Annotated in this window: 13 protein-coding genes and 1 pseudogene; 12 read left to right on the forward strand and 2 right to left on the reverse strand. The window is 37.9% G+C overall.

Going from position 1 to position 13,405, the window contains the following annotated elements:
- From ACI4L0_RS08270 to ACI4L0_RS08325, 12 genes and pseudogenes are all read left to right on the forward strand, one after another.
- Positions 1–1,032: pseudogene (locus ACI4L0_RS08270) on the forward strand (hypothetical protein); the annotation flags it as partial.
- Positions 1,029–1,535, forward strand: a complete 507-nt coding sequence (locus ACI4L0_RS08275) for a hypothetical protein (protein ID WP_439799695.1) — start codon at positions 1,029–1,031, stop codon at positions 1,533–1,535. The pseudogene ACI4L0_RS08270 and the gene ACI4L0_RS08275, both read left to right, overlap by 4 nt.
- 116 nt (positions 1,536–1,651) lie before the next feature.
- Complete coding sequence (locus ACI4L0_RS08280; protein ID WP_439799696.1) at positions 1,652–2,275, forward strand: hypothetical protein; 624 nt, start codon at positions 1,652–1,654, stop codon at positions 2,273–2,275.
- A gap of 2 nt (positions 2,276–2,277) precedes the next feature.
- Positions 2,278–3,396 carry a WG repeat-containing protein gene (locus tag ACI4L0_RS08285; RefSeq protein ID WP_439799697.1) on the forward strand — a complete coding sequence of 373 codons (1,119 nt, stop codon included), beginning with the start codon at positions 2,278–2,280 and terminating at the stop codon, positions 3,394–3,396.
- Positions 3,397–3,410: 14 nt separating this feature from the next.
- A complete protein-coding gene (locus ACI4L0_RS08290; RefSeq protein WP_439799698.1) occupies positions 3,411–3,902 on the forward strand; it encodes a hypothetical protein in 492 nt (163 codons plus the stop codon).
- A complete protein-coding gene (locus ACI4L0_RS08295) occupies positions 3,886–4,740 on the forward strand; it encodes a hypothetical protein (RefSeq protein WP_439799699.1) in 855 nt (284 codons plus the stop codon). The genes ACI4L0_RS08290 and ACI4L0_RS08295 overlap by 17 nt, the downstream gene beginning before the upstream one ends.
- Entirely contained in the window at positions 4,712–4,834 is a 123-nt protein-coding gene (locus tag ACI4L0_RS08300; protein ID WP_439799700.1) for a hypothetical protein, read from the forward strand. Before ACI4L0_RS08295 ends, ACI4L0_RS08300 begins: the two co-directional genes overlap by 29 nt.
- Positions 4,835–5,096: 262 nt before the next feature.
- The gene (locus ACI4L0_RS08305) at positions 5,097–5,681 is read left to right on the forward strand and encodes a DJ-1/PfpI family protein (RefSeq protein ID WP_439799701.1); all 585 of its coding nucleotides are present in this window, start codon (positions 5,097–5,099) and stop codon (positions 5,679–5,681) included.
- A 1,388-nt stretch (positions 5,682–7,069) separates the two neighbouring features.
- Positions 7,070–8,086 (forward strand): ABC transporter ATP-binding protein, encoded by a 1,017-nt coding sequence (locus tag ACI4L0_RS08310; protein ID WP_439799702.1) that lies wholly within the window; start codon positions 7,070–7,072, stop codon positions 8,084–8,086.
- Between the two features lie 2 nt (positions 8,087–8,088).
- Positions 8,089–8,937 (forward strand): ABC transporter permease, encoded by an 849-nt coding sequence (locus ACI4L0_RS08315; RefSeq protein WP_439799703.1) that lies wholly within the window; start codon positions 8,089–8,091, stop codon positions 8,935–8,937.
- A gap of 1 nt (position 8,938) precedes the next feature.
- Positions 8,939–9,736 (forward strand): ABC transporter permease, encoded by a 798-nt coding sequence (locus ACI4L0_RS08320; protein ID WP_439799704.1) that lies wholly within the window; start codon positions 8,939–8,941, stop codon positions 9,734–9,736.
- 287 nt (positions 9,737–10,023) lie between these two features.
- Complete coding sequence (locus ACI4L0_RS08325) at positions 10,024–11,508, forward strand: alanine/glycine:cation symporter family protein (RefSeq protein WP_439799705.1); 1,485 nt, start codon at positions 10,024–10,026, stop codon at positions 11,506–11,508.
- 529 nt (positions 11,509–12,037) lie between these two features.
- Here ACI4L0_RS08325 and ACI4L0_RS08330 read toward each other — a convergent pair.
- Together ACI4L0_RS08330 and ACI4L0_RS08335 are read right to left on the reverse strand one after the other, a co-directional pair.
- A complete protein-coding gene (locus ACI4L0_RS08330; RefSeq protein WP_439799706.1) occupies positions 12,038–12,664 on the reverse strand; it encodes a TatD family nuclease-associated radical SAM protein in 627 nt (208 codons plus the stop codon).
- A gap of 136 nt (positions 12,665–12,800) precedes the next feature.
- Entirely contained in the window at positions 12,801–13,142 is a 342-nt protein-coding gene (locus tag ACI4L0_RS08335; protein ID WP_439799707.1) for a helix-turn-helix domain-containing protein, read from the reverse strand.
- Positions 13,143–13,405: the final 263 nt, after the last annotated feature.

Raw genomic sequence — 13,405 nt, forward strand, 5'->3', positions numbered from 1 at the left:
TCCAGCGGAAGTTACTGGAAAGTAAACGAAGCAGGGGACTTGATTGATGACGGAAATCCGGAGAAAGTCTTTGACAGGGACGGAAAGGTACAAGCGCTTGAATTTGAAAGTAAAAATACAGGCAGACAGGGAACACTTGAAAAATGGCTTGGAGTGAAAGATGCATTCACCGCCCTGATGAAATCCGCCGGATATAAATGGAACGGCACGGAATGGATTGTAAATCCCGGAAAAATAGACCATACTGTAATTGAAAAAGCCTATGAAGACGGAAAACTTACCGAGGACCAGTATAACATGATACAGCTTGCAGCAGGAATGATGACTGATGCAGAACAGAAAAAAGAAAATCTTTTCAAAGCATTTCTGGAAGAAATACAAAAAGCAAACCAGATTAAAACACAGATTCAGGTTGATATAGTGAACAGTGCGTGGGAATTCTTTTTCGGGAAAAAAGCGAAATTTTCGGTAACCCAAAAAATAGTTTCATTTTTCAATAAATTCACAGAAAGCTATTTTGAAAAAGATAATAATGAAAATATAGTACTATCTAATACTTTGCGAACTTGTTTAGGAGCTGATTATGGACATACAAGATGGCCTACAGAATCAGAAATGGATTGTAGTGGAATGTTGGTCTATGCACTTAATAAAATGGGCTATATTGTTCCTAATGATTTAAAAGCATCACAAATGGCGAGTGGTGATATTGATTGGATAATTTTATTTGATAATGTTATAGCAGAAAGACAAGGAGAGGCAGGAATACTGAATTTTTATAATTTTGAAGGAAATGGTATTGATCATGTAAATTATGGTGTCGGAAAGATAGGAAACGAAACCGAAAATCAAATAATGGATGCTAGCTATGGTTCAACATGGCAAAATGGTCGTAATAAAAGTAACAGACAAGATATAAAAGCCGAACCCAATAAGATAAATAAGACTTATGCTCCGTTTTCAACAAAAACAGTTCCGGTAAAACAAGGGTACATAGATTTTTCAAAACTAAAAAGGAAGCAAGAAAAATGAGAAAAATAAAAAAGATTATATTTTTTTTCAAAATGTTAGTTTGCTTTATGTCTAGTATATATTGTCTAGAACCAAACTCTAAAATTTTGAATGAAAATAATTATAGAAAGAATTCAAATTGGGCTGATGTAGAAAAAAAATACAGTGAAATTTTTATAGAATATAAAACACAAGATTTTAATGGAATTCTAATTGTAACTGAATTATACTATTATGGAAAAAATAAACAAGGTAAAAATTTGTTGTTAGGCAGTTTTACAGTGTCAAAAGGATTTCTGAATTCAAAGGGACAAGAATTTATTTCAGGAGATAACATAAAAAAAAATAGTAAATTCTTTAAACAATACTTTCTTGGGCTTTCTAAAAATAGTATAGATAAACCATTTTCTTTATATGGAATTGCGATTTCTTCTGATAATAAAATATATGAAACAGAAATTTTATGCAGATTATGTATAAATTGTGATGAAAATACTCTTGAAGAATGGTTTCCAGAATTTTAATTTAAGTCGGAATTATCAGGTTCATTTTAAAATGGATTGTAAATCCCGGAAAAATAGACCATACTGTAATTGAAAAAGCCTATGAAGACGGAAAACTTACCGAGGACCAGTATAACATGATACAGCTTGCAGCAGGAATGATGACTGATGCAGAACAGAAAAAAGAAAATCTTTTCAAAGCATTTCTGGAAGAAATACAAAAAGCAAACCAGATTAAAACACAGATACAGGTTGATATAGTGAACAGTGCGTGGGAATTCTTTTTCGGGAAAAAAACAAAATCTGAAAAATCTGCAAATAATTCAAATAAAATAAAATCAAAAAAATTTAGAGAACTCATGGAAACTGTGAAAATCGATGACTTATCAAGTCCATGCTGTGATTTATATATTACTCGCGTTCTTGAGATTATTAATAGAAAACCAGCTAATTGGCCTTCCCCTTCTACATATAAGGTTTGTAATACCCCTGATTATTCAGGGGATAATTATAAAGATTTTTATGCTTCAAAATGGAAAACCTCCCCGTCAGAAGGCTGGAATATAATGATAATGTGGGCAAATACTGGTGAAAAATATTCCAATTCTCCACATATGGCTATTGTCCAAAAAAAGGATAACTCTTTTAATCTTACACATTTTACCGGAAATAAACAAAAAATAAGGGAGAACTGGACTCTTGCGCAAGTTGAAAATGGTTTTGATTATTCAAATTTCAGATATATGCCTTTAGGAGAATGAACATGAAAAAAACAATTATAATTTTTTTATTACTTTTTACAGCGTGTTCAGTTAAGACTAAAGGAGAACAATTTTCATATCAAAATTCTCCTGTAAAATTTAGAAATAATCAGAAATACGGACTGTTTAATCCTGTTACTAAAGAAGTAATTATAGAACCAAAGTATACATATATAGAAAACTATTCAAAAGGGTTTTGCTTAGGTGTCATTGGTGAAGAAGGCGGATATTGTGATGTTTTAGATACGTCAGGTAATATTCTTTATTCTTATAAAACAGAACCTCTTAGCTGCACATACTGTTATAATGGGTTTTTCTATTTTGTTAATGATTCAAATGAAAATTATTATCACGGATTGTATAACTACAAAGGTGAACAAGTTTTCAAATCTAATTTTATATATTCAATGAATAATGAATGTATTGTAACCCGTAAAAAATCTGATTATATTTTTCTGTTTTTTGATAGCAGCGGAATAAAGCAAAAAAAAATATTATTACCAGATACATATCCCTATGAACCTGCTTCAAATGTAGTTCCCAAGTATGAGGCTATGTATGAACCTTTTTCAAACGGTTTTGCAAGGTTTTATATTATCAATAATGATAAAAAGCTTTTTGGTATGATAAAAGAAAATCGAACAGTTGTAATATCACCTAAATATAAAAGTTTAGGTAAGGAATTTGTAGAAGGGGTCGTAATTGCAGAGAACGAAAACTCATTGTATGGTTTACTAAATAAAGAAGGTAATTGGACGATTCAGCCGAAATATGAAAAGATAAATAATTATTCAGGAAAGGTGTTATCTGCAAAATCGGGAAACTGGAAGATAATAGACTTAGAAGAGAATATATTAAAATCTTTTCCAGCTAATTTGGAAATTTTATCTGACTTCTTTAATGATATTGCAATATTTTCTATAACTATAGATGATTCAATAAAATATGGACTTATTGATTCATCTGGGGATTTTGTTCTGAACGCAGTTTGTAAACAAATAAACCACAATCCCGACAACGGCTACTGGCAGGTTTTGATAGACAATAAGTGGATGCTTTTTAAGGCAGATGAAGGAATCCTTAATCCGGAAGAATATCTGGATTTCAGCAAGGTCAAGTAAAACTGAATCCGAAAATGACTAAAAAAACGACAGCAATAACAAGAAGCCGTGCAATAGCACTTATAAACGACTCAATTGAAAATTTCGCAACATTTTATGACAGTTACTGCAGTAACAACAGGAAGCAGCTTACAGAAGGACAGAAAGAAATCTACCGGCAGATGAATGAAGCAATCTACATCATAAGAACAGATGCCAATTATAGAAAAGACCTTGAGAAAATGCCCTTGAAAGAACTGGCTGAATTTCTCCGGTCATGCAGGGAAATGGCTGAAACCCAGAATCTTTTCATCAAATACAGTTTCCCGATAGGAGAGGAACAAACATGTTTTTCAGATTCAGATGGATATACAGGACATCAAGGAAGAAATAATCCCGAAGTATCAAGAGATTATCCTGTGTTTCTTCAGGCAGGTAATAGTACAGGTATTGTTCCTCCTGAATGGGCATTTTCAAGAGAGTTATTATTAAACGACAAGGTGGATTATTATGTTGTCAAAAATTAAAAATATTTTATCATGCTTAATTATTTTATTGTTTTGTAGTTCATGTTCTTCAGGATTCAAAAGTAATGCATTAGCAGTAAAAGAAGCTTGTAAATATCAAATATTAATATCTTCAGATTATTCAAAATGGACTCCTAAGGCTTATGCATATTTTACTTATGCATTAGATTGGTTCAATACATTCGATAACTCTTTGTGTGATATGACCAATAATATTGGGACTTCAGATAAAGATATTGATATTCTAGGATGCTGGGATTCTGTATATTTAAATTGTCCGAATATCAACTCAATTTATGAAAATCCTAAAAGTATAGAGAAACAATATTTTTCTTCAATTTGTACGCAAGGTCTATCTTTTGGAAAAAATCATATAGGAGTATTAGGTGGAGAGATACAATCAGAAAATGATATATCTTTCTTTTTCTTGTATTTTCTTTGGAAAGTTGAAAATTCAAAAATTTTAATAATGCCAAAATACGTTGCAAAATATACTTCTATTGAAAAATCTGAAATAAGCGATATATCTTATTTTTCTACAACAGACTTTATTCAAATTGGTGAAATTGAAAAATTTCCAATTGCCTTTATTCAGAGAAAGCCATTCAATTTTAGTAAAATAAATATTACAGAAAAGATGCAAAATTTTTATATGGATTCTGAAGATAAAGAAAATGCAACTATGCCAGAATTTACACACATTGAACCATTTAGAACAAACATAATAATCATAAAAGATTATGAAATTTTAGATATAGAAAAACTTCCTTATAATGATTTTAATGGATATTCTATATATGGAGGCAAAAATGAAAAGAAACTTTGTGTATTATTCTGAAAAGTTTGATGACGGTGGATTAATCGAAGTATTCTTCCAAGAAAATGCTGAGCCCAAGTTTCCGACAACACACGGGGATAAACTTATTCAGTGATGAATAAATAGATGATTTTCTGAATCATTATAGAAAAACTAGTTTTATTTGTAGTTCGACTGATAAAGAACTGACAAATGAAGCAAAAAGACTGGCTGAAAAATTCAGATTAAGCGCACAGACTCCTAATTAATAATTAAGGATGTGCGTTTTGAATTTGCTTATATCCGTCTGTACCTACTAAAGAAATAAGCCAGCCGTCATCATCAATTATATAACAGCGAGTTATGAATGTTGTAAAAAAAAAGGAGATTTGAAGTTCATGCTGAAAATAAATATTTTGCTTTTTGAAGATTTTGAAACATTGGATATATTCGGGCCGGTTGAAATATTGGCAAGAGTGGAAGGGCATGAGCTGTTCTATCATTCACTGGACGGCGGCATTGTAAAAAGCGCCCAGGGAACACAAATCGTTACTTCACGCCTTGAAAACCCAGAGCCGGATTCTGTTCTTGTGATTCCGGGAGGAAGAGGCACAAGAAAACTTGTAAATGACGAAAGATTCCTGAAATGCATTTCACAATTTGCGCAAAATGCCAGATATGTTTTATCAATATGCACTGGCTCTGCCCTGCTTGCAAAAGCCGGAGTAATAAATGGCCTGAAAGCAACTTCCAACAAAAAGGCATTCGACTGGGTTATGTCAGTTTCCAGCCAGGTAAAATGGATTCAGCATGCAAGATGGATCAAGGATGGAAAATTCTATACGTCATCGGGTGTTTCGGCAGGCATGGACATGGCTCTTGGCTTTATCTGTGATTTATACGGAACGGAAAAGGCAGAGAAAATCGCGCAGGATATTGAATATATCTGGAATCGTGATAACAGAATAGATCCTTTTGCCTGAACGTATTTTATGTTGACTCAGAAAATTGACCGGATGCCGTTTTTTATATAGCCATGTCCATAAAAAGTGTTGCTTTTTAGCTGACAAATAGAAAATTCGCACTATGTTATAATATGCATGACATTTTTTTACTCACAGTGTCATTCCCAATTTATACTGTCATGCTGAATTTTTACTGTCATTCCTAATTTATACTGTCATTCCGAACTTGTTTCGGAATCTATACACTGCATACAGCGCAGATGCTGAAACGAGTTCAGCATGACAATATTTTTTAGAAGGCACACTGTCATTCCAAATTTATACTGCTATGCTGAATTTTTACTGTCATTCCGAACTTGTTTCGGAATCTATGAACTGCACAGCACAGATGCTGAAACGAGTTCAGCATGACAATACTTTTTAGAAGGCATATTGTCATTCCAACTTTATATTGCTATGCTGAATTTTTACTGTCATTCCGAATTTATTTCGGAATCTATACACTGCATACAGCACAGATGCTGAAACAAGTTCAGCATGACAATACTTTTTAGAAGGCACACTGTCATTCCGAATTTTTACTGCCATGCTGAATTTATACTGTCATTCCGAACTTGTTTCGGAATCTATGAACTGCACAGGCACAGATGCTGAAACGAGTTCAGCATGCCGGTGCAGAAATAAAATGCCGTTGTGAATGTAGATTTCAGGAGTTCCGGTGCTTTTGAGGCGCGAGGCTGCTTTTTTATCCCGTTTTGTTTTCAAATTCATCCCGAATTTATAGCATTTTATCTTGATTTATCCGCTCTTTTTTGGAAATTCATCTTGATGAATTACCTGCGTTTATCAAGATGAATTGGGTGTATTCATCAAGATAAACATATACCGTTCATCTTGATGAATTAGGTGCGGTCATCAAGATGAATTTCCAACTCTATCTAGATAAATAAAAATGTTTGTCTTGATAAACGGAAAAGGCTGCCTTGATGCTTTTCCAGAAAGATGAAATTTCCATTTTCAACCAAAAGCACAGCTTAAAAACATCGCAATCGCAAAGAAAAATATCTTTTTAAAATATTTTTTTCTGCTTCATCTATTGACACGCACGATAAAAAATCACTACTATGGGCACATACTTTTTTTCAGGAGGCACGCGATGAATTTTTATGTCAATAACATCTCTTTTAGAACTGCATATACGCACAGCACAGTCCGCAGTGCCGTCCGTTTTTATCATGCAGTCAGAACAACTTTACAAAAGGAACTTCCTTAAGAAACCGTTAAATTCGTTTTTATTGCGATACAATATAAGGCGCTGTTCTTGAGGAACGGCGTTTTTTTTTGCCCTGAGTCTTTTTCGCGGCGGAAGAACTCAGGACATTCATCATATTTTTATAGGAGATTTTATGAAAGTAATCAGCGTTTGTAATGTAAGCAAGCAGTTCAAGACTCCGAAAAAGTTTCCCGGATTCAGGGGAGCTTTGAAAGGTCTTTTTACGCGCGAGTATACAGTAAAAAATGCAGTGAGCAATGTCAGTTTTGATATTGAGGAAGGAGAAATCGTAGGCTATCTTGGCGCAAACGGCGCAGGAAAATCTACGACAATCAAAATGATGACAGGAATTCTTACTCCGTCATCGGGAACTATAAGCATAGACGGAATTGTTCCGTACGAACAGCGCGAAAAAAACGCTATGAACATCGGCGTTGTATTCGGGCAGAGGACTCAGCTCTGGTGGGACATTCCGCTGAACGAAACGTACACGCTCCTGAAGAATATGTACGACATTCCGGAGGATGCATACAGGGAACGTTTTGAATTTCTGGACGGAGTTCTGGGACTTCACGAATTCATAATGCAGCCGGTGCGCACGCTTTCTCTCGGACAGAGGATGAAGGCAGACCTTGCGGCGGCTTTGATTCACAATCCAAAAGTCGTGTTCCTTGACGAGCCTACAATCGGGCTTGATGTTGTAGTAAAGGAAAAAGTGCGCGAGGCAATCCGCGAGATAAACCGCCGTTACAACACAACGTTTATCCTTACAACGCACGACCTTCACGACATCGAGGAACTTTCTACAAGGATTATCGTCATCGACAAAGGCGTAAAATGCTATGACGGAAGTATGGAAAACCTAAAGTCGCAGTACGGCTACCTGAGCACGATTACAGTGCGCATTCAGGATTTTGCATCAGTAAGCGAAGATGCTGTAACGGCTGTTTTTGACGGAATGAAACATTCTTCGGAATTCAACGTAAAAAAGACGGAAGAAGCGTTTGTCATTACGTTCAACAAGCAGTTCTGTTCCGTGTCGGACATTATGCAGCGGCTTTTTGCTTCTTTTTCCGTGGCTGACTTTGTTGTTCAGGAAACGGGAATTGAAGACATCGTAAAAAAAATCTATCTGGATGCAGGGAAATGAAAATGACAGGTCAGAAAAAACATTTGATTTCAAATCCTGCGTACAGGATAAGCTCTTACGTGCCGTTTACGCGCAATTCGCTTCAGACAATGCTTTCCTACAGAACTAACGTGCTGTTCTATTTTCTGGGGAACATTTTAAGGATATTCGTCTTTTATTTTTTGTGGAAGGCGATTTTTGCTTCAAGCGGCGAGAGTGTCCTGCGCGGATTTACACTTCCGCAGATGCTCATCTACCTTATTCTTACAACGTCAGTTTCAGAGCTGAGCGGAAGCGTTGGAAGCGATATGTCAGATGAAATCGGAACGGGGCAGATTGCAATGTCCCTGATAAAGCCGATTTCGTTCCGGCTTAGAATTTACTTTACGTCGCTGGGCGATACTCTTTACTGCTTCATTATGTCCGGGCTTCCGGGACTTGCGGCGGTTTACATTCTGTCGTTTGCATATGGCATTCAGCAGGAACTGACACTCGTCAACCTGCTTCTGTTTCTTGTATCTCTGTCATTCTCTTTGATTATCAGAATGTCATACAACTTTATGTTCAGCCTGCTTGGATTCGTTACTACAAATATGTTCGGTCTGTGGCAGGTGAACAAGGCGATTGTGCAGCTTACCTCCGGCGCGGTAATTCCGCTGGTGTTCTTTCCGGAAGCAGTCAGAAAAATTTTTGCGGTTCTTCCGTTCGCCTCGCTGATTTCAACTCCGCTGAATATCTTTCTTGGAAAATTCAGTGCGGAGGAGATTTTACAGGCGTTTGCGCTTCAGGTTCTGTGGATTGTCATAATTACAATCGCCGGAAATATTATATGGAAGAAAGTTGTAAAGCATCTTGTCATTCAGGGAGGCTGATATGGGCTTGAAAAAATGCATCAGGCTTTATCCGCATTATCTTGCGCAGAATTTCAAAAGCCTTATGGAATACCGGATTGATTTTTTTATCGGTCTGATAGGATTTTTCTTTTTGCAGACGTGCGGAGTCGTCTTTATAAAACTTGTGTTCCTTTCAATTCCGAACCTCAAGGGCTGGGAATTTTACGAAGTGCTTTTTATATACGGCTTTGCGCAGATTCCGCGCGGACTTGACCACGTTTTTACGGACAATCTGTGGCTGTATGCAGGGTGGAAAATTGAAAAGGGCGAAATGGACAGGCTTCTTACGCGCCCGGTAAATCCGCTTTTCCAGCTGATTGCAGAGCGTTTTCAGCCGGACGGACTTGGCGAATTCCTGATAGGCGTCATTCTTTCGGTGTGGGCAGCAGTTCGGCTTGGTCTGCACCTTAATGCCGGTGAGTGGGCGGTTGCGCTTGCGGCAGTTTTCTGCGGCGCGGCGATTATTACGGGAATAAAGCTGTTCTACACGACGTTTGCGTTCTGGGTAAAGCGGTCGCAGAGCTATGTGTATACGGCGTATAACTTCAACGAGTTCTGCTACTATCCGATTACAATTTACAACAGGGCAGTGCAGTTTTTTCTGACGTTCATCGTGCCGTTTGCAGTAACTTCGTATTTTCCGGCGGCATATTTACTTGGAAAGGGAAGCCTTTTTCAGGGGCTGTTTCTGCCTGTGATAATTGCGGCTGTTTTTCTTGGCGGTGCGTATCTGTTCTGGAAGAAGGGACTTGCGCACTACGAGAGCGCCGGTTCGTAAGTTGCGCTATAAATGCAAATTCTGCTAGATTTTTTTTTCAGAATATGCAATAATACAGCAACTGCAAAGGGGCAGAATTTGTTAAAACAAATTCTGCCCCTTTTTTTTATTCTCAGATAAAACGGCGGCTTAAAAAATTCAGTTTTTCAAGTTTTCCTGAAATGCAAGTCTTTGAATAAAAATCAAAATTTTTTTTTGCAGTTGCATACTCTAACTCTTTTTGGGTCAACGCTGAAATAATTTTTACACGGAATTATTCAGTGTTTTCCTGACATTTGGAGGTTCTCATGGTTGAGACAGTTACAAACATTAACAACGCTGTAAATGGTGTTGTCTGGGGAACATTCGGCATTGCACTTCTTTTTATTGCCGGCATAGTAATGACTTTTGTGAACCGCGGATTTCAGTTCACACATTTTGCCCACTGGATAAAACTTACAATCGGCGCAATTTTTAAAGACAAAAAAATAACGGCGCACACAGAAAAAGACAACAAGGCTATCTCTCAGTTTCAAAGTCTTTGCACTGCGCTTGCCGCAACAATAGGAACAGGAAATATTGTCGGTGTTGCAACCGCCATCGTGCTCGGAGGCCCCGGCGCAATTTTCTGGATGTGGATCATGGCGATTTTTGGAATGATGACGAACTACTCAGAAAACGTGCTCGGCATTTATTTCAGGCGCAAGGCTTCAAACGGAGAATGGCACGGCGGAGCCATGTATTATCTAAAGGACGGTCTTGGAAGCTACAAGGGATGCAAGTGGATCGGTGTTGTGCTCGCAGTTCTTTTCAGCGCATTCTGTCTGCTGGCAAGCTTTGGAATCGGAAACATGAGCCAGGTGAATTCTATCGCCGGAAACATGAAGTCAGCGTTCAATATCCAGGTCTGGGTAACAGGAATTGCGCTCGTTATTCTTTCGGCTGTCGTAATACTCGGAGGCCTGAAGCGTGTCGCAGCGGTCACAGAAAAGCTTGTTCCGGTAATGGCGATTCTGTATATCATTGGAGCTGTGATTGTTATTCTGGCGCACGCAAAAAATGTTCCTGCCGCATTCACTGCAATTTTCAGGGGAGCATTTTCCGCAAAGTCAGCTTCAGGCGGAATTGTGGGCTACGGAATTCAGCTTGCAATAACATGGGGATTTAAGCGCGGCGCATTTTCCAACGAAGCAGGTCTGGGTTCTTCTGTAATGGTTCATTCATCTTCAAATGTAAAAGAGCCTGTCCGCCAGGGAATGTGGGGAATCTTTGAAGTCTTTGCAGACACAATAATCGTGTGCACTTTGACTGCGCTCGTTGTTCTTACAAGCGGACTCACAGATCTGGAAACAGGAAAGATGGTTACTGAAAACGTAAAGTCCGCATTGGTCGGAGAGGCATTTGCAACAGTATTCGGAAAAGCAGGCCCGATGTTCATCGCAATAGCAATTCTCCTGTTCGCCTACTCTACTGTTCTGGGCTGGAGCCACTATGGAACAACTGCATGGGGCTATCTGTTCGGGGACAAAACTTCAATCATCTACAAAATTTTATTTGTAACAATTATTTTCTTTGGCTGCACAATGAGCCTTGATTTAGCATGGGATTTGTCTGACACATTCAACGGTCTTATGATGATTCCTAACTTGATCGGCGTGCTTGCATTGTGTCCGGTTGTCGCAAAAATCACCAAAAACTACATCGACAGAAATATACACAACAAAGATGTCGAGCCGATGATTTCTGCGTTCAAGGAATTAAACCATCTTTCAGAAGAAGACAGCGGCGAATAACGGAAACTTTAAGGAACATCGCATTTTCCAGAGTTTCCTAAAAAAAACAGCGGCTGCCTAAAAACAGCCGTCATGCAGTTGCCTAAAAAGTATCGTCATGCTGAACTTGTTTCAGCATCTGTGGTGTATACAGCTCATAGATTCCGAAACAAGTTCGGAATGACACTATAAATTCAGCATGGCTCTATGTCTAAAAACTATCGTCATGCTGAACTTGTTTCAGCATCTGCGCTGTACATAGCTCACAGATTCCGAAACAAGTTCGGAATGACACTATAAATTCAGCATGGCTCTATGTCTAAAAACTATCGTCATGCTGAACTTGTTTCAGCATCTGTGTTGTAACAGTGCATAGATTCCGAAACAAGTTCGGAATGACAGTGTATGACAGTGCCCGTCATGCGGCATTTTTCCCCTCGTCATGCTGAACTCGTTTCAGCATCTGTGTTGTAACAGTGCATAGATTCCGAAACAAGTTCGGAATGACAGTAGAAATTGGAATGACAGTAAAACTTTTTAGACAGCCTGTTTATACTGCGGGAGGTTCGTATTCACGGATGCGGTATGCAACGCCGAGCGACTCGCACAAACGCCTACATTCATCTTCATCCTCTTTTGTAATCGTAGTGCTTACTGTGCTGAGAACAACACGCGGAACAAAAGCCGCTGCCTTTCGGGCAAAATCCAAAAGCGCGGGAAACGCCTCCCTGCCGAAAACCGGGCGCACAGTTTTTTCGTATATTTCAGGATTGCTTGAATTAAGGCTGATTGAAACAGCATCTATTCTGCCCTTTAAAAGCGGCGTAATATCCTTGCCGTTTATAAGATTTCCAAGTCCGTTTGTATTGAGCCTGATCGGAATATTGTAATTCGACTTCAAAAAATCAGCGGTCTTTAAAAGCACAGAAAGAGCTTCTGTAGGCTCACCGTATCCGCAGAAAATAATTTCATTGTACGCAGAAACATCGGTGTCTTTTATCGCCTGCACAACTTCATCAAAATCAGGCTCGTGCTCAAGCCAGAGAGTTTCTATATGTTCAAATTCATTTTTTGAACTCTGCCGGATGCAGAATGTGCAGCTGCACGGACATTTATTTGTAAGATTGATATAAAGTCCGCTCCCCACAGGATAAACAACAGTCATTGCTTTTTTCATAAGGAAAATACTAGCACAATGCGCAGAAAGATTACAGTTTTTCCGGGATTTATTTAAAGAAAAATTTTTTCCACTTGAATTTTAATTTTTTTTGGCTATGTCCTGAAATAAAGTGGTTTCGTTTAAATATTAATGGCTAAATTTTTTCCCGTTCCAGAATCATTTTTGCGGCTTTAGAAAGTTCGGTTAGGATTCGTTTTTGGCGGTCACTTCCTTCTTTTTGTATTTGAGAATAGATGTAATCAGGGGGTGTATTATCGTTTAGTAATAAATCTGCTGAAATATCCAAAGCTGTTGAGATTTTTATAAAAACGCTCAAACTTAATTTTGTGGCACCTGTTTCGATATGGCTCATGTGTGTCGTTGAAACCCCTACTGCTTCTGCGAGTTCTTCCTGTGAAATGTCTTTTTCCCATCTATACTTACGAATTCTTTTTCCGATTGCAGTATAGTCTGGCTCTATGCCTATACAGTTCATTTTACTTGAATTATAAAGGCGAGTATGATATATTTTAATAAACTATATAGGCATAAATGTTTATATGGTTAAAAATATTATCTGAGAGTATTATGAAGCGTTACGCCGTTCTTGCAGGAGTTTCCGAAAAGTGAGGATTCCAGCAGAAATCTCTTTGCGATATATACGATTTTCTCAAAAGTTCGGCTGGCGGTGCTTGGTCTGACCGGGAGATTTTAATTCTTCCTGAAGGCGTGGACGAGGCGATGCTGAAATTTATTCTG

The organism is Treponema sp. (assembly GCF_051883275.1).
Taxonomy (GTDB): domain Bacteria; phylum Spirochaetota; class Spirochaetia; order Treponematales; family Treponemataceae; genus Treponema_D.